This window comes from Ruminococcus sp. Marseille-P328, from assembly GCF_964249465.1.
GTDB lineage: Bacteria > Bacillota > Clostridia > Lachnospirales > Lachnospiraceae > Blautia_A > Blautia_A faecis.
On record NZ_CAXUBQ010000028.1, the window covers coordinates 18,027 to 33,801 of the forward strand.

Sequence of the window (15,775 nt, forward strand, 5' to 3'; positions counted from 1 at the left end):
ATGGTGATCCTGGAAGCGAAAAAATAGGGATGCAGCCTCGGTGTGAGGTTACATCCCTGTTGTGTGTTACTTAACTTTTACTTTGCACTTCTTGGTTATTTTACCAGACTTGATTGTAATTGTTGCAGTACCTTTTTTCTTGCCTTTTATAACACCTTTTTTCGAAACAGTAGCAATCTTCTTGTTTGAAGATTTATAGGTAACTTTATCTGCTTTTTCTGTGTAACTCAGCTTCGGCTTCAAAGTATAACGCTTGCCCTTCTTAATAGAAACAGAAGACTTAATGCCCTTTATAGCTGTTGTTCCTGGAACAGTAATTGTATAGACAATACTCTCAGAACCAGACTTAACAGTAATCTTAGCTATACCTGCCGCTACTGCTTTTACTTTACCTTTTTTGTCAACTGTAGCAACTTTTTTATTGGATGAAGAATATTTAACATTTTTCCAAGAAGAATCTGGTTTCAATATGGTAGTTTTGCCCTTGGTTATTATCACGGTAGATGGATTTATTGGATCTACTGTTGGCGTTGGCGCTGGGCTTAATTTAGGAATCATTTCATCATCATGCATACCACAAATCTTACATGTACGCTGCTGCCATCCCTCTTCTGTTGCTGTAGATTCTTTAATAACTTCCCATTCTCCCCATCTATGACCTGAAGCTATAATTTCCATTGTTTTTTTTGTACCACACAATGTACATGTCCATAATACCTCTCCATTTGTTGTACATGTTGCAGCTTTTACAACTTCTCTCGCCCAATTATGATCTCCACTTTTAGCAATTGTTTTCTGCGGCGTAATTACCTCACCACATACTGAACAATGGCTTCCTTCTGTCTTTCCTGGGATTGTACAAGTTGCTGGTATTGCAGGATCTACTACAATCGTATGAGCAATTTTAGGAATATTCATCTGCGCTTGTATTATCTTTCCGCATACAGCACAATGCTTTCCTTCTGTCTTTCCAACCAGTGTACATGTTGATTCTATAGCTGAATCTACTACAATGGTATGCTCTATTTTAGCAATTCTTTCTATTTTGATTTCATTACATCTGCTACAAGTATATGTTTTTTCTCCATTCTCCGTACAAGTAGGTTCTTTGGTTATCGTTCCTTCATCCCACATATGACCTAATGCTGGAACACTTTTCTGCTCTAGTATCACTTCTCCACATATCGAGCAATGACTTCCTTCTGTTTTACCTGGCTGTACACATGTTGCTTCTACAGCTGGATTTATTGCAACTGTATGACCTGTTGCAGGTATCTCCTTGATTAAAGCATCTCCACAGAATTTACAAGTTTCAGTTTTTTCTCCTGCTTGAGTACATGTTGCAGCCTTAGTAATTTGTTCTTCATATACATGAGTATGATTTGGATCATAATTATAATATACTTTGGCTTTACATAATTCTGTTTCGATAACACCTATTGCATCCCACTCTTCACTTGTGCCAGTATATTTTACCACCTTTAATCCGCATCCAAGAAATGCAATATTACTAATATATTTAACGTTTTTAGGAATAGTAATATCATTCATATTTAAACAGCCACAAAATACACCATCTTCTATTCTAGTAACATTTTCTGGTACTATTATGTTGGTTAAATTTTTACAATCAATAAATGCATATGGTCCAATTTTAACAACACTTTCTGGTATTACAACATTTTCCAATTTATTACAAGTGTCAAACGCATTTCCACCAATACTTGTTATACCCTCTGGAATTACAATATTTGTCAAATTAGTGCACTTTTCAAATGCACACTCCCCAATTGTTGTTACTCCACTATTTATAATAATGTTAATTATATTTTTTGATTTCCATGGTGCATATTTATTTATATAATAATCATACATCTTACCAGTACCACTAATGGTCAATGTATATCCATTAGTCCCATCTCCGGTAATTGTATAAGTCAGATCATCTCCGCATTTTCCAGTCTCAACAACACCTTCGGCATCAGCAAATACCTGAGTTTCTGGATCAGTTTCATCTTCTAACTCTTCTTCGGCTACAAAATCTTCACTCTCACCATCTGAAAATCCAGTGAAATCCTCTGAGCCTTGATCTATTTCCGGTACAGATTCTCTCACATCTTCAACAGATTCTTCAGTTACATCTTCTGTAATCTCTTCACCATCAGAGAATCCATCTTCCAAGGCAACATCTTCTGCAGCGAACACATTACCAGGCATTCCCGAAAATGCTATTGCAGATGATAACAATACTGCTAAAATCCTTTTCTTCCTCATATCTCTTTTCCTCCTTAAAATAAAAGCACTACTTACCAGAATATATTTCAGACAAGCAATGCTCTTTTCACGTTGCAACTGGCTACCATTTTACAGGCCCTATAGCTTTGCGCCGTAGCCTTTCGACTACTTTGCCTGATATTCGGTTTTTGCTTGATTTATATAAGCAAAATTATACGCTTATGGTATGGGAAAGTCAACAAATACATGGTACAGTTTGGTCTTATATTGGATGTTTTTCATAAATTTTTATGGTATTTTAAGGATAGTGGTGCTATACTTGAGGAAAATAGATTGTGGTAACGTTATTAATGAAAAGGAGCATCTTATATGGGCGAAATAACAATCTCCAAAATATTTGAGCAAAATATAAATGGCGAAACCAAACGCTTTTTTCGAGAATATCGTATTACCTGCGAGCAGCTTACAGAAAGTACAAGATTTTGTCATAAATACAATCAAAATTGTTTTGTGTGTTCTTTAAAATTTGAACAGTTCCCAAAAAAGGGTGAAAATATTGCCTACTGCGAAGGCTCCAACACTACACTTGTATCTAAAGCAAAAGAAAATAAACCAATAACAATTATTAAGCGTAAAAAGAAATGTCCAAATGTCGAACACCTAAAAAAAATTGATCCAACGAAACCCATAGTACAACTTGAAACGGCCAAAAAGTTAGCTCGTATTAAGCCTTCAGCTATTACGCATAAAAGCTCTAATATTTTTGAACGTCACCCGAATGCTAAAATTGTGCCAAACGTTGCCCCTAAACCAAATTTGTCTCCAAGCAAAAAAAGGCACAAAAAGAAGAATAACAGCGTAAGCAACAATACATCTTCACCGGTTGGAAGAACATTAACAACTTCTCCTAAATATGCTTTTACCAAAATGAAAATCCATCGATCCAGAAAAAAAAATAGATATACTATATCTCCTCAAAAATATAGCACTTGCTGGAGATGCGGTGCCCCTTGTTATGGTGGAACACATTACTGTTTTGAACATCTGAAAGAAAACAACGAATATTAATACCTGTTATAAAAATACATAATGGAGGTTCCAACCGTGAAAAGCAATTCCGTTTACCAAAAGAAGAAGCCTCGCATGTATGATGGTAGGAAAAGTGTTTTGCATGTGCCTGATAGTGGATGCAACTTCTATAAAACACGAAAAACTGGAAGACTGGGATCAACTGTGAAAATTATATAGTAGATAAAAAATCTTGCAAACTTGACAGCAAAATATGTATAGATTCTTCTCGTTGTCCATTTTACAAAAGAAAGAAGCCAACAAAGAAATAATTACTGCAATTCCTAATGTTGATACTCTGCCTGGATCAAGCTTCCCAGGAATATTATATATCAGCCACACAGAGCCACGATAAATCAAAGGCGATACAGTATAAAAATCGCCCCTTTCAAATCCTTATATTTACTGGCTTCTCAGAGAGTCAAAATAAAGTCGAACCGTATCGAAAAAAGTCAATGTTTATAAGGGTTTACGGACTATGAGACATGAAATTTTGTGCAATTTTTGTTATTTATTTAACAATCTAATTTTGCACAAGCCCTTTAAAAATAAGGATTTATACGATACCATGGTCGATACCTTGAAACACTTGCAAGTACATGCAATCCCTTATAAATACTGCTATCGCAACGCTTCAAAATGTGATTATATTGTTATTTTTTTAACAATATATATTTAAAGGTGGAGGGGGTACTTTTTACTAGCCATAAAAACACTACCACTGCTCCCCCAGGGGGTACTTATAAACTCTGGAATTTTTACATGCCCCGGTCAAATACATGTCGGTATATACCGCAGAAATTATTTTCCAATCTGGCAGTAGGGCAAAAAAGAGAGACCATTTCTGATCCCTCTTCCACCAGCTCTTATGAATAAAATGTTAATGATACAACTTTTCCATTTGTTACTTTAAGAATCACCATAAGACCATTTAATTTCTTACAGCATTTCAAAGCTTCATATTTTTTTGCAGGTATTCTGCCGTATTCGTCCGTCCAATAATATTTTGTCTTAGATGTTAATTTAAAGGTCTTTTTTCCGTACTTCACAAAGTTTTTCTTATTAAATTCCAGAGATGCTTTTTTGCTCTTCATAAATGAGCCATAAAATGTAATAGACTTACTGGTGTATTTCACTTTTTTAGTTCCAGGCTGCCAGGAACCATATTTCTTACCGCCCTTTGTACGGTTAAGCACAGTTCCATAATAATAAGTGCCCTTCTTTGATGCAGCTTGTACTTGCTCTATATTGGAGCAACTAAATATGATACCAACTACAAGCACTGCGAGGATAAATTTACTGAATCTTTCTTTCCATGTTGATTTCTTCATCTGCTTCAGCCTCCTTTTAAGGTACTTCGTTTGCATGTATCATCAGCCCTGTTGAAAGGACTTTTATAAGATTTATATTACGTCCGGTCAATGCAGAAGTCAATCCATCACAAGCGAAAAAATAGGGCAATTACACAGCTTCCTGCATAACTACCCTATTATTATTCTATACCCAGTTGCAACACTCCGGTAACACCCAGACACCTAAAACACATTTCAAAAAAATCCATAAAAGAGAGTGCGCATATAGTCTTGAGCCAAGAAGTATATAAAAACCTTTAAAACTTCCCATTCAAAAGCTCCCAATTCAAGCATATGTAAACTCTATTTTGTGGATTTTGTGTGAGATTAAAATGTTAAAAGCCAAGCTGCGTGAGCCTGACTATCTTTTGTGTGGTTATGTATTAAGTATGTTAGTTTTGATCGGATGATGACTTGTCTGTGGTTGGATGGTCTGTGGTTGCTGCAACCTCTTATTGTGTGGTGAATTAGTGGTGGATCTCTTTAGGGATATTATAGCATAGATTAGTGGGTTGGAAAAGTTTGTAAAAAAAAGCAGCTCGCGAGACTGCTTATAAAAACTTATACGTTTTTTATGGCTCAAAGTCCATTACAGTTAAAACATTAAATCTCTTACAAGAAGCTAAACACTTTGCAGTGATAGGTAAACATATATGCAGTTGGGATATCTCCTCTTCTATATACAGAATATCATATTGTACAAAAATAGGCAATTATTTTTATATAATAATAACAAAATAAATATGATCTGTTTCCATTTATTGTCAATATATTACAATTTTGCTATAATATACATATTTAATTGAACTTATACTTTTATATGCGAAAGAAGGATATATATGACTAAACCTAAGAATACAGATGCTCTAATGAAACATTTACGAAATGAATGTAATATAGAAATTCATGGAAGTAAACAGAAAAAACAATTGATAAGCTATGGATATTACCACGGATACAAGGGATATCGTTTTTTTAAAAAGAAAAGCACTAGAATTCCATTTACCAATTTTAGCGAAATTGTTGCAGTAATTGAATATGATAATAACCTAAAAGCTGCTTTATACCCTGAATTAATGTTTATTGAAACTGCTCTAAAAAATATTGTATGTAATGCATCTGTAGATGGACTTAAATATAGTACGTTTGATTATATTTACAAAGAACGTATGAATGACGATACAACAAACTCAAATCTACAATTAAATCGTTTACGCTTGCGAAATAAAATATATAGTAGATTATCTGATACATATAAGCATGAAGAAACCAATGATAATAAAATGGTTAGACATTTTTATAATAGAGGACAAGATGCTCCAATATGGGTGATTTTTGAAATACTTTATTTGTCCGAATTGGGAAATTTTTGCTTCTGTCTAAATAAAAATACTCGAATAAAAATATTGAAGCAATTAAAAATGTATGATACTTCAATAGATACAAATGGAAATTTATTATCTTCTACCATTTTCGCTTTGAAGTCTTTGCGAAATAGTGTTGCTCATAACAATATTATTTTTGACGCACGCTTCAAAGATCGAAAAGTCTCAACTATTTTAAAAAGATGGACAGAAAATGAGACAGGAATTAATAATATTACATTATATTCATTAATTGATTATATAATTGTTATATGCTGTATTCTTAAAAGAATTTCATTTAGTAAGGAGCGTTCAAAAACATTACTACGAAAATATGAGGAAGAGACGAAAAAATTACAAAATAATGTAACACCAGAAATATATAACATAATTATACAACAAAATGTTCCAGAAAAAATACAGGGATTAAAAGAATATATAAATCGTTAAAAATATCTTGCATATTTTTCTATTTGGTGTATAATATAAATATGGATTGAGGTGTATGTTTTCGGACTGCACTGGGGGAGTCACTCTGTGGCTCTCCATTTTTGTTTTATATAAACTTTTAAAAGCCCAGGCACTCGCCCAGGCTTTATGGTGTGTTAGTTTTCTACCGTTGGCTTCGGCATGGACATAAGCTCCTTCAGCTCTTCAATTGTGTAACCGTTAGAATCCATGAGATCTGCGAGGGCTGTAAGCTGGGCTGCACGTTCGGCTTTAGATTTCTGGTCTGCATCCATGTCTTTAGGAATCACCTTGCAAACAATTTCTCCTGTTTCCGGATCAGTATGCACAGAAAAGTCATTTTCTCTAAAAATTCGTTTCATCCGCAAATACTCTTTAGAATGTTGCTTTTTCTTATGTACAAGTGGCTTACTTGTAATCCAGGGTGTCTTGGACGGTACTGCAAATACACAGCCCTGTAATTCTTCATTTTGTTCCATAATATCTCCCTCTCAATCTGTTATCTCAACTTTCCAGTTCATCATAGCTTCATACACACTGTATGGAATCTTGTCCTTGTATCTCTTCGCAGTGTCCTTGATGTATTGTTCCTTATACTCTTTATACTTCTGAAATGCTTCTTCCGGTGTTTTGAAAGTACCAAGTTTAATGTTCCTTTGATTTGCCATAAAAGCAGCCCTATAATATACGATTCCGCAAGCATTACTTTTTTCCGCATGTACACCTAATGGATATTTACCACGATTAGCTTTACCATTCGTAAATAATGTATTAATAAATTCAGGAACGATACAGCAATTATCAGGTCCATATTCTTTATTACCCTTTACTAAAATATCTTTGTCCAAATTTAAGGAACTATCACCACAATTATGACTCTCATACCATTCTTTAAAGTTACTGAAGTTCTTCCATTCCTCGCATACTGTACAGCATTTATACGTCTTCTGTCTGTTTTGGATTTTCTCATTATAGCAGCGATTTAACATGGCTCTCCACTTCTTATAAACAGTTGTATTACTCTTGCCCTTTTCATCTGAACAGCCAATATATCCAACGCTACAAACAGTAGGTATAAAATTCTCAGCTTCCCAGCCATTAGGTTTATATTTCTTGTTTTCTGTTATATTTGCAATATCTTTCTCAGATACTTTTCCAGTAAAATCAAACACTTTTTGTACAGCCTCATATTCTTTCTGATTCAGCGGATATAAATTTCTGTAATAGTTATCTTCAATAGCATTATCACAGTGCCAAATATATATGTTATTGTGCCAATCTGTATTTACAACAAAAGCTTTTACAACTGCAACATCTGCATACACTTTTTCTTCTTCAAAAATCCACTTGTTTCTACGGAACACATTTTTCTTTAGCATGTAATATAATCGTTTCGTATTTTCGTCATATTGTCCTTGTACAAGCTGATACTGTTCATTCTCTAACTGTATTACTCTTCCATAATTTGACAGCCATATATCCTGATAATCATTCTGTTTTATGAAAGTTTCATCCGTTCCAAGTAATGTAATATCAAGCCCAGTTTTAGACAAATCAAGTTCTCTCTTAGAATTGATTGTTTTATATTGCCGTTCATATTTTGGAGCTGGAATATCTGGTTTTGGCGGTACTCCATACAATTTCTCATTACGTTTCTTGATCTTATTCTTTTTATTTATTGCGTTTGTACATTCTTTGCATTCTGAACGTGGTACAACCTTTCCAGATTCATATTTTCTGGTAAAGAAACTGCTTATCGGTAATGTCCTTCCGCATCTAGTACATAATTTTGCCTCTTGGGCAGCAGCCTTTTCCCCAATATTTTTTTCATCTTCCGTCTTATCTGTAACTGTCTTATCATTTAACATAAGTCTCCTTTCGTTCTAAGCAAAAAAGACAGTCATATCTTGACTGCCCTTCTGCCCTGGCTTTATTTATGAGTGCTGCCAGGTGGCACTGATACATAATATAAAAACACATACCCCATTAAGGGCTTGCGATTTCTTACTTTATAAGGGAGTAGAAACAACCGACACCCTTTCAAGCCTTTTTCACATATTCAATTTTTCTAAAAAGTGGCTCTATCTCTTTCAGCTGATAGTCCACCTTTTTATTTCCTGCATCTGTCTCTTGAATGTACAGCACTGTTCCCAGTACACCGATCACAGAATACAGCTTACCGGAGTCTGATACGATCTCGCCCCGGCGTATTACATTTTTATCCATATCTGGTCTTATTCCTTTCTGAAATTGTCCCATAAAATCACAGTTTTATAGTTTGCTCTATAGTAATGCTTTAAAACGCATTATACGGCTCAAATTTCGATTTTAATTCTATTAGTGGGGAAATTGTTGTCTGAAATGAAATAAACGAAATTTAGCCCATACACAGCGTTATTTACTGTGCATAGGCTAATAAAAGAGGATGACACATATTTGTGCTCAAAAATGAACACAAAAATAAGCCCACGAGTAACACATCAAAAACTCATGGACTTATTCAAGTATTCATATTTAATTTTAAACAAAAAATAACCACAGATAAAATCTCTGTGATTTTGTGAATTTTCTGTGAAATCTTAATAAATTTACCACATTCGCAGGCTCATCCTCCTATAAATATATTTTATCACTTATAAGAAATGATTATCTTTTTTACTTTTGATTGCCTTTTTGATTACCTTTCTATTTTTCATTAAAACAGAAAGTCCGCAAACCCTTGATTTTACTGCATTAATCGGGGCAACAGGATTTGAACCTGCGACCTCACGGCCCCCAGCCGTGCGCGCTACCAAGCTACGCCATACCCCGCGAACAGTTGATATTGTATCAAATGTTATAATAAAAATCAACAGTTTTTTCAAAAAACAAATTAAAATCGTCTGTAAGTGTTACTGTGAACGGAGCAGACGGGTAACCCATGTATAACGCCCCTATCCAATTATGAAAGAACCTTGAACGTAGGTAAAACTGCAATTTTATTGAGAAAAATCACAGAAATTAAAGTTTTCGTCCATATTTCTCCCATATACCAAAAGACCTTGACAGCTGGTTTTCCCAGTCCATCAAGGTCAGTTTTTATGCTTGGACAAATTTCTATTGATTGGGAGTTTTGCCCTTTAACAGGATATTTTACTTTGCCTGTTAACAATTATATTAATGCTGTGCATTAATATAATTAACAAGTCCTTCCGCCTTAATGATCTTCTGCATAAATTCCGGGAAGGCCTGCCCCTTAAATTCAGTTCCTTTGGTGCGATTGTAGATCATGCCAGAATCAAAATCCACCTCTACCTCATCCCCCTCATCAATGCCCTTGCTTGCTTCCGGGCACTCAATGATCGGAAGTCCAATGTTGATTGCATTTCTGTAAAAAATTCTGGCAAATGTCTCTGCGATAACACAGCTGACACCAGCTGCCTTAATAGCGATCGGCGCATGTTCACGGGAAGAACCGCAGCCAAAATTCTTAGTTGCTACAATAATATCACCCTTCTGTACTCTTTTTACAAAAGTATTATCAATATCCTCCATGCAATGAGTTGCCAGTTCTGCCGGGTCTGAAGAATTCAGATAACGTGCCGGAATAATAACATCTGTATCAACATTATCTCCATATTTAAAAGCTCTGCCTTTTGCCTGCATGATAAGTACTCCTCCTTATAATCCTAATTCTTCCGGTGCACAAATATAACCGGTTACTGCACTTGCTGCAGCTACTGCCGGGCTTGCCAGGTAAACTTCAGACTCCACATGTCCCATACGTCCTACAAAGTTGCGGTTAGTAGTAGAAATGCAGCGCTCACCAGCGGCCAGAATACCCATGTATCCACCAAGGCACGGTCCACAGGTAGGTGTACTTACAACTGCTCCAGCCTCAATGAAAATCTTAAGAAGCCCCTCTTCCATTGCCTGCAGATAAATTGCCTGAGTCGCAGGAATCACAATACAGCGAAGCCCTTTCTTAACCTTGCGTCCCTTCAGAATCTGAGCTGCAACACGAAGGTCGTCAATACGGCCATTCGTACAGGATCCGATTACAGACTGGTCTACAACAACCGGCTCTCCAATCTCAGAAATGGTCTTAGTGTTCTCTGGTAAATGAGGGAACGCAACGGTTGGTTCCAATGTGCTAAGATCAATTGTGTACTCAGCTTCATAAACAGCATCCTCATCAGCCTCGTATGCTGTATACGGGCGCTTGGAATGCTCTTTCATATATTCGATTGCAAGATCATCAACCGGGAAAATTCCATTCTTTCCGCCAGCCTCAATTGCCATATTAGCAATAGTAAAACGGTCGTCCATAGACAGGTTTTTAATTCCCTCTCCCACGAACTCCATAGATTTATAAAGGGCTCCGTCCACGCCGATCATTCCAATGATATGTAAGATCACATCCTTACCGCTTACCCATTTTTTCGGTTTGCCAACGATGTTAAATTTAATGGCAGACGGTACCTTAAACCATGCTTTTCCTGTAGCCATGCCAGCTGCCATATCAGTACTTCCGACACCAGTGGAAAAAGCTCCAAGAGCTCCATATGTACAGGTGTGTGAATCAGCTCCGATAATCACATCGCCTGCAACTGTAAGACCCTTTTCCGGAAGGAGCGCATGCTCAATTCCCATCTGTCCTACATCAAAATAATTGGTGATATCGTGGCGACAGGCAAATTCACGAACACATTTACAGTGCTCAGCAGACTTAATATCCTTATTCGGAATAAAGTGATCCATTACCAGTGCAATTTTATCTTTGTCAAATACGGTATCTACTGTCATCTTATCCATCTCATGGATAGCTACCGGAGAAGTGATATCGTTTCCAAGAACAAGGTCAAGCTGTGCCTCTATAAGCTGTCCTGCTTCTACATGATCCAGACCTGCATGCACTGCCAGGATCTTCTGAGTCATTGTCATTCCCATTTTAGTATTCCTCCTGATTCATTGTATGTTGATATTTTAGCACACTTTCTGTTATAATAAAAATACATATTAATCATAGTTATTATAATTTGTAGTTATATATCACTGTTTACTGGTGCTATTCTGTAAGGTATTATTTTGAGCGTAGTTCACAAAAACCTGAGAAACTTGGCGAAAAATCATTCGAATGCGTGATTTTTGTACATTGTAAGATATGTTGTCATGGACAAGGGTAAGCAATATTGTTATATATTCAGGAGGAATTTATGCAGGAAAATCTGTCTCTTTATCATATATTTTACACAGTCAGCCGCACTGGCAATATCTCAACTGCTGCTAAGGAGCTGTACATCAGCCAGCCTGCCATCAGCCGCGCCATTAAGAAGCTGGAAAGCAATCTGGACACCACTCTTTTCAAGCGCAGTTCCCGAGGCGTAACACTCACTCCTGACGGTCAGATTCTATATGAAAAAGCAAAAGGAGCCTTCGACCTTCTTTCCGAAGGAGAAGATTCCATTCTTCACAATCGCTCCAGAGAGATTCCCAGGCTGCGCATTGGTGCCAGCACCACTTTATGCAAATATGTACTTATGCCCAGGCTGAAAGATTTCATTGCTGCCAATCCGCAAATCCGTATTACAATCTCCTGCCAGTCTACCTACCAGACCTTGAAACTTCTTGAGGAAGACAAAATAGACATCGGCCTGATCGGACGACCGCAGAAACTATCCGGATACGAATTTTTGCCCCTGTTGCAGATCCAGAATACCTTTGTCGCTACACACCAATACCTGGAGAATCAGCACCAGCTTTTTCCATCAGAACCCCTTCAGCACACTGCTACTTTCATGCTTCTTGACGAACAGAATATAACCAGACAGTCCGTCAATACCATGCTTCATGAGCACCAGATGCAGCTTGATCACATTCTGGAAGTCAGCTCCATGGATCTTTTAATCCAGTTTGCGCAGGTAGGCTTGGGAATTGCCTGTGTGATCAAAGAATTTGTGCAAAATGATCTTGATAAAGAAATACTTGTGGAAGCGCCTCTGGGGCTGACTTTCCCATCAAGGGAAATCGGATTTGTATGCAAGAAAGGGAGCGAAAATCAGAAGCTTCTGACACAACTGGCAGAAATCTAGAGAAATTCCGCTTCGCTACACCGAAGTAGCGCAAAAAAATCCGGGTTTCCCCGGATTTTTACGGGTCCCTTCGGCTCCGCTTCGCTACACCGAAGTAGCGCAAAAAAATCCGGGTTTCCCCGGATTTTTTTGCTTAGTTATTAATAAGCTTATCTTCGCCGTTCCAGCTGTAGAGTTTACGGATTTCTTCGCCAACTTTCTCAGATGGATGCTCAGAAGCTTTCTTTCTCATAGCTTTGAAATGAACCTGACGTCCAGCTGGGCTCATATCAAGCAGGAAGTCTTTTGCGAAAGTACCATCCTGGATATCGGAAAGGATTTTCTTCATTGCTTTCTTTGTATCTTCTGTAATGATCTTCGGTCCTGTGATGTAGTCACCGTACTCAGCTGTGTTGGAGATGGAATATCTCATTCCAGCGAAGCCTGACTGATAAATCAGGTCTACGATCAGCTTCATTTCGTGGATACACTCGAAGTATGCATTTCTTGGGTCATAACCAGCCTCGCAAAGAGTCTCGAAACCAGCCTGCATAAGTGCACAAACACCACCGCAAAGTACTGCCTGCTCTCCAAAAAGGTCTGTCTCTGTCTCTGTACGGAATGTAGTCTCAAGAAGTCCTGCTCTTGCACCACCAATAGCAAGTCCGTATGCAAGTGCTTTGTCAAGTGCTTTTCCTGTGTAATCCTGCTCAACAGCTACCAGACAAGGAGTTCCTTTGCCAGCCTGATACTCGCTTCTTACTGTATGTCCTGGTGCTTTTGGAGCAATCATGGTAACATCTACATTCTTTGGCGGAACAATACATCCGAAATGAATGTTGAAACCATGAGCAAACATAAGCATATTGCCTTCCTCAAGGTTTGGCTCGATATCTTTCTTATACATATCAGCCTGTTTCTCATCATTGATCAGAATCATGATGATATCAGCCTTCTTTGCAGCCTCAGCTGCTGTATATACTTTAAATCCCTGCTCTTCAGCTCTCTTCCAGGATCTGCTGCCTTCATAAAGACCGATAATGACGTCACATCCGGACTCCTTCAGGTTCAGTGCGTGAGCATGTCCCTGGCTGCCGTAACCGATAATTGCGATTGTTTTTCCATCTAATAAAGAGAGATTACAATCTTCCTGGTAAAAAATTCTTGCTGACATTTTCGTTTCCTCCTACTGTGTTAAAACTTAAAAATATATATCGTTAAGGGAATATATATGCATATCCTGTGTATGATTATTCATTCCAGAAATACGCCCCTTAGCAAACCAAATAAATAATCCTGCCTTCAGAATTCTCCGCCTGTGGCGGATTGCCTCCTGCGGCATCTGCCTGATCAGCGCTTCCGCAATTACAAAAATTTCACCCCATGAGAGCCTCTCTCAAGACCCATAACACCGGCACGTGCCAGTTCCAGAATCTCGTAATCTCCCATAAGATTAATAAATGCCTCCAGCTTGGTCTTGCTGCCTGTCATTTCTACAATGAGAGAATCCTTGCTCACATCTACAACCTTGGCACGGAAAATATCCGCAATGGAAACAATTCCCTGTCTCTGCTCCGGTGCGGCTGCAACCTTCACAAGAACAGTCTCACGAACTACGCTGTCAGATGGATCCAGGACTTTGATATCCCTTACATCAACAAGCTTCGCAAGCTGTTTCACAATCTGATCAAGAATTGCGTCATCTCCGCTGCACACTACTGTAATGCGGGTATAATTCACATCCGCTGTAACTCCGGCAGTGATACTGTCAATATTATAACCACGACGGCTGAACATTCCGGCAATCCGGCTGAGTACACCTGACGTGTTGTCAACTAGTAAAGATAAAATCTTATTTTGCATAAATATAATCCTGCTTTCGTGCTTCAGATTGATATGGTTATCATTATAACAACATAATTTATTTTGTCAATGCTACACTTCAAAAAAGTTTTAATGTTTTATAGCATTAAAGCATTTTTATTCATATAACACACTTTCATTTCACTATTAACATATTTACACAGTATGAAGTATCTATATTTTACGTAAATATTTTATATCAGATATTTACTCTGCAGGTCTGTCACTGTCTTTTGGTTCAGATAAAGTCCTCTTCTCAAAAAACGCTCCACATTTCCATATTCCGCATAAATCGTCCGAAACATTCTGTCCAGATATTCCTCTTTTACCCTGAAAAGCGCTGATACTTTATTTACATTTGCAATACTGTCCAGTCTGTTTGCCTCAAGGTAACGCAGCATATAATCCAGTTCTCCTGCCAGGCACACATTGGAACGTATAAAATCCTCCCGGATCACATCTCTGTGAACTCCAAGAGCACAAAGAAGAAGGGCTGTCACTACCCCTACTCTGTCTTTTCCGAAGCTGCAGTGCCAGAGAGCAGCACCATTTTCGTGATGCAGCAATACATCCATAAATCTGGCACATTGTTTCACTGAATACTGATCCTTTACAAAATTCTCATACTGCTGCTCGATCAGACTCTCTATATCGCCATCATACTCCAGAACCTTTTTCAACATATCATTTGTCTGCAGTATTCCCAAAACACTTTTCGGAGAATCGCTGATAGTCTCTTCATCGATCATGGGGATGTGATAATATTCCACACCCTTCACCACAATGTCCGGTCTTTCATTTCGTTCCAGCTGGTCTCTGAGATCGATCACAGTCTTCAGCTTGAAGTCCTCCTGCAAAACATGCTGATCAGCCATGGAAGCATGATAAAGATTTCCGCTTCGAATAAGCTTCCTGGGAAGGATATGACGCCCATCCTTTGTGGCGATTGCCCCAAGATCTCTTGTATTGGAAAGACTCTGCATCGTAATCCGTCCGCCCTTGGGAAATCCGGTAGCCATTTCCGGATTGAAAAGTTTCAGAATCCGCAGGCAGTCCTGTGCCTCATGCTCCGTCATCTCAAACTGATATCGCTTCTTTCTCCTGGTAATGATCACCAGATAATTAGAGATCATCTGCTTCACTGCTTCTTCTGCATTTTCGCCTTCCCGATGGATATACGCCCAGACAATATCTCTGCAAGGAAGATTATTCTGTATCATATGTCTGAAAAAGATCAGATTTCCATCTTCTACGCGAATCTTACCGTATCTCATATTTCTCCTCCATTCGTTGCCTTTCATTCTTACGATACCACAGAAAACAAAATTTGACAATTATTGGAAAAAGTTTATAATCAAAAAAGATATGTCGGGGT

The 15,775-nt window shown here is 37.7% G+C and carries 13 protein-coding genes, 1 tRNA gene and 1 riboswitch; of the genes, 3 read left to right on the forward strand and 11 right to left on the reverse strand.

The window, feature by feature from the left end; genetic code table 11:
* Positions 1 to 66: 66 nt before the first annotated feature.
* Positions 67 to 2,274, reverse strand: a complete 2,208-nt coding sequence (locus tag ACESTK_RS17100) for a leucine-rich repeat protein (protein WP_373120349.1) — start codon at positions 2,272 to 2,274, stop codon at positions 67 to 69.
* Between the two features lie 70 nt (positions 2,275 to 2,344).
* Positions 2,345 to 2,420: riboswitch (cyclic di-GMP riboswitch) on the reverse strand.
* A 184-nt stretch (positions 2,421 to 2,604) separates the two neighbouring features.
* On the opposite strand from ACESTK_RS17100, the gene ACESTK_RS17105 reads away from it, so the two are divergent.
* Entirely contained in the window at positions 2,605 to 3,303 is a 699-nt protein-coding gene (locus ACESTK_RS17105) for a hypothetical protein (RefSeq protein ID WP_173770049.1), read from the forward strand.
* A gap of 866 nt (positions 3,304 to 4,169) precedes the next feature.
* Here the strand turns inward: ACESTK_RS17105 and ACESTK_RS17110 are convergent.
* The gene (locus ACESTK_RS17110; RefSeq protein ID WP_373120350.1) at positions 4,170 to 4,634 is read right to left on the reverse strand and encodes a hypothetical protein; all 465 of its coding nucleotides are present in this window, start codon (positions 4,632 to 4,634) and stop codon (positions 4,170 to 4,172) included.
* A gap of 860 nt (positions 4,635 to 5,494) precedes the next feature.
* Between ACESTK_RS17110 and ACESTK_RS17115 the strand changes: the two genes are divergently transcribed.
* A complete protein-coding gene (locus tag ACESTK_RS17115; RefSeq protein ID WP_373120351.1) occupies positions 5,495 to 6,469 on the forward strand; it encodes an Abi family protein in 975 nt (324 codons plus the stop codon).
* Between the two features lie 155 nt (positions 6,470 to 6,624).
* Here the strand turns inward: ACESTK_RS17115 and ACESTK_RS17120 are convergent, their stop codons facing one another.
* The 6 genes from ACESTK_RS17120 to leuC all read right to left on the reverse strand — a co-directional run bounded on the left by ACESTK_RS17120 (position 6,625) and on the right by leuC (position 11,416).
* Positions 6,625 to 6,966, reverse strand: a complete 342-nt coding sequence (locus ACESTK_RS17120; protein WP_373120352.1) for a hypothetical protein — start codon at positions 6,964 to 6,966, stop codon at positions 6,625 to 6,627.
* A 12-nt stretch (positions 6,967 to 6,978) separates the two neighbouring features.
* Positions 6,979 to 8,355: a hypothetical protein gene (locus ACESTK_RS17125; protein ID WP_373120353.1), complete on the reverse strand. Its 1,377-nt coding sequence runs from the start codon at positions 8,353 to 8,355 to the stop codon at positions 6,979 to 6,981.
* Between the two features lie 172 nt (positions 8,356 to 8,527).
* Positions 8,528 to 8,713 carry a hypothetical protein gene (locus tag ACESTK_RS17130; RefSeq protein WP_347505972.1) on the reverse strand — a complete coding sequence of 62 codons (186 nt, stop codon included), beginning with the start codon at positions 8,711 to 8,713 and terminating at the stop codon, positions 8,528 to 8,530.
* Positions 8,714 to 9,224: 511 nt separating this feature from the next.
* Positions 9,225 to 9,298, reverse strand: a tRNA-Pro gene (locus tag ACESTK_RS17135).
* Between the two features lie 345 nt (positions 9,299 to 9,643).
* Positions 9,644 to 10,132: a 3-isopropylmalate dehydratase small subunit gene (gene leuD / locus ACESTK_RS17140; protein WP_118578464.1), complete on the reverse strand. Its 489-nt coding sequence runs from the start codon at positions 10,130 to 10,132 to the stop codon at positions 9,644 to 9,646.
* 15 nt (positions 10,133 to 10,147) lie between these two features.
* Positions 10,148 to 11,416 (reverse strand): 3-isopropylmalate dehydratase large subunit, encoded by a 1,269-nt coding sequence (gene leuC / locus ACESTK_RS17145; protein ID WP_270413817.1) that lies wholly within the window; start codon positions 11,414 to 11,416, stop codon positions 10,148 to 10,150.
* Positions 11,417 to 11,682: 266 nt separating this feature from the next.
* Here leuC and ACESTK_RS17150 point away from each other — a divergent pair, with 266 nt between their 5' ends.
* Positions 11,683 to 12,558 carry a LysR family transcriptional regulator gene (locus ACESTK_RS17150; protein ID WP_373120355.1) on the forward strand — a complete coding sequence of 292 codons (876 nt, stop codon included), beginning with the start codon at positions 11,683 to 11,685 and terminating at the stop codon, positions 12,556 to 12,558.
* Positions 12,559 to 12,691: 133 nt separating this feature from the next.
* On the opposite strand, the gene ilvC is transcribed toward ACESTK_RS17150, so the two are convergent.
* From ilvC to ACESTK_RS17165, 3 genes are all read right to left on the reverse strand, one after another.
* Complete coding sequence (gene ilvC, locus ACESTK_RS17155; protein ID WP_118578467.1) at positions 12,692 to 13,711, reverse strand: ketol-acid reductoisomerase; 1,020 nt, start codon at positions 13,709 to 13,711, stop codon at positions 12,692 to 12,694.
* Between the two features lie 191 nt (positions 13,712 to 13,902).
* The gene (ilvN, locus tag ACESTK_RS17160) at positions 13,903 to 14,400 is read right to left on the reverse strand and encodes an acetolactate synthase small subunit (RefSeq protein WP_118578468.1); all 498 of its coding nucleotides are present in this window, start codon (positions 14,398 to 14,400) and stop codon (positions 13,903 to 13,905) included.
* 194 nt (positions 14,401 to 14,594) lie between these two features.
* Positions 14,595 to 15,674 (reverse strand): tyrosine-protein phosphatase, encoded by a 1,080-nt coding sequence (locus ACESTK_RS17165; RefSeq protein ID WP_195477482.1) that lies wholly within the window; start codon positions 15,672 to 15,674, stop codon positions 14,595 to 14,597.
* Positions 15,675 to 15,775: the final 101 nt, after the last annotated feature.

Bases quoted from the DNA above. Each gene is read 5' to 3' on its own strand.
- ACESTK_RS17100 (WP_373120349.1), bottom strand. From the start codon at position 2,274: ATGAGGAAGAAAAGGATTTTAGCAGTATTGTTATCATCTGCAATAGCA.
- ACESTK_RS17105 (WP_173770049.1), top strand. From the start codon at position 2,605: ATGGGCGAAATAACAATCTCCAAAATATTTGAGCAAAATATAAATGGC.
- ACESTK_RS17110 (WP_373120350.1), bottom strand. From the start codon at position 4,634: ATGAAGAAATCAACATGGAAAGAAAGATTCAGTAAATTTATCCTCGCA.
- ACESTK_RS17115 (WP_373120351.1), top strand. From the start codon at position 5,495: ATGACTAAACCTAAGAATACAGATGCTCTAATGAAACATTTACGAAAT.
- ACESTK_RS17120 (WP_373120352.1), bottom strand. From the start codon at position 6,966: ATGGAACAAAATGAAGAATTACAGGGCTGTGTATTTGCAGTACCGTCC.
- ACESTK_RS17125 (WP_373120353.1), bottom strand. From the start codon at position 8,355: ATGTTAAATGATAAGACAGTTACAGATAAGACGGAAGATGAAAAAAAT.
- ACESTK_RS17130 (WP_347505972.1), bottom strand. From the start codon at position 8,713: ATGGATAAAAATGTAATACGCCGGGGCGAGATCGTATCAGACTCCGGT.
- leuD (WP_118578464.1), bottom strand. From the start codon at position 10,132: ATGCAGGCAAAAGGCAGAGCTTTTAAATATGGAGATAATGTTGATACA.
- leuC (WP_270413817.1), bottom strand. From the start codon at position 11,416: ATGGGAATGACAATGACTCAGAAGATCCTGGCAGTGCATGCAGGTCTG.
- ACESTK_RS17150 (WP_373120355.1), top strand. From the start codon at position 11,683: ATGCAGGAAAATCTGTCTCTTTATCATATATTTTACACAGTCAGCCGC.
- ilvC (WP_118578467.1), bottom strand. From the start codon at position 13,711: ATGTCAGCAAGAATTTTTTACCAGGAAGATTGTAATCTCTCTTTATTA.
- ilvN (WP_118578468.1), bottom strand. From the start codon at position 14,400: ATGCAAAATAAGATTTTATCTTTACTAGTTGACAACACGTCAGGTGTA.
- ACESTK_RS17165 (WP_195477482.1), bottom strand. From the start codon at position 15,674: ATGAGATACGGTAAGATTCGCGTAGAAGATGGAAATCTGATCTTTTTC.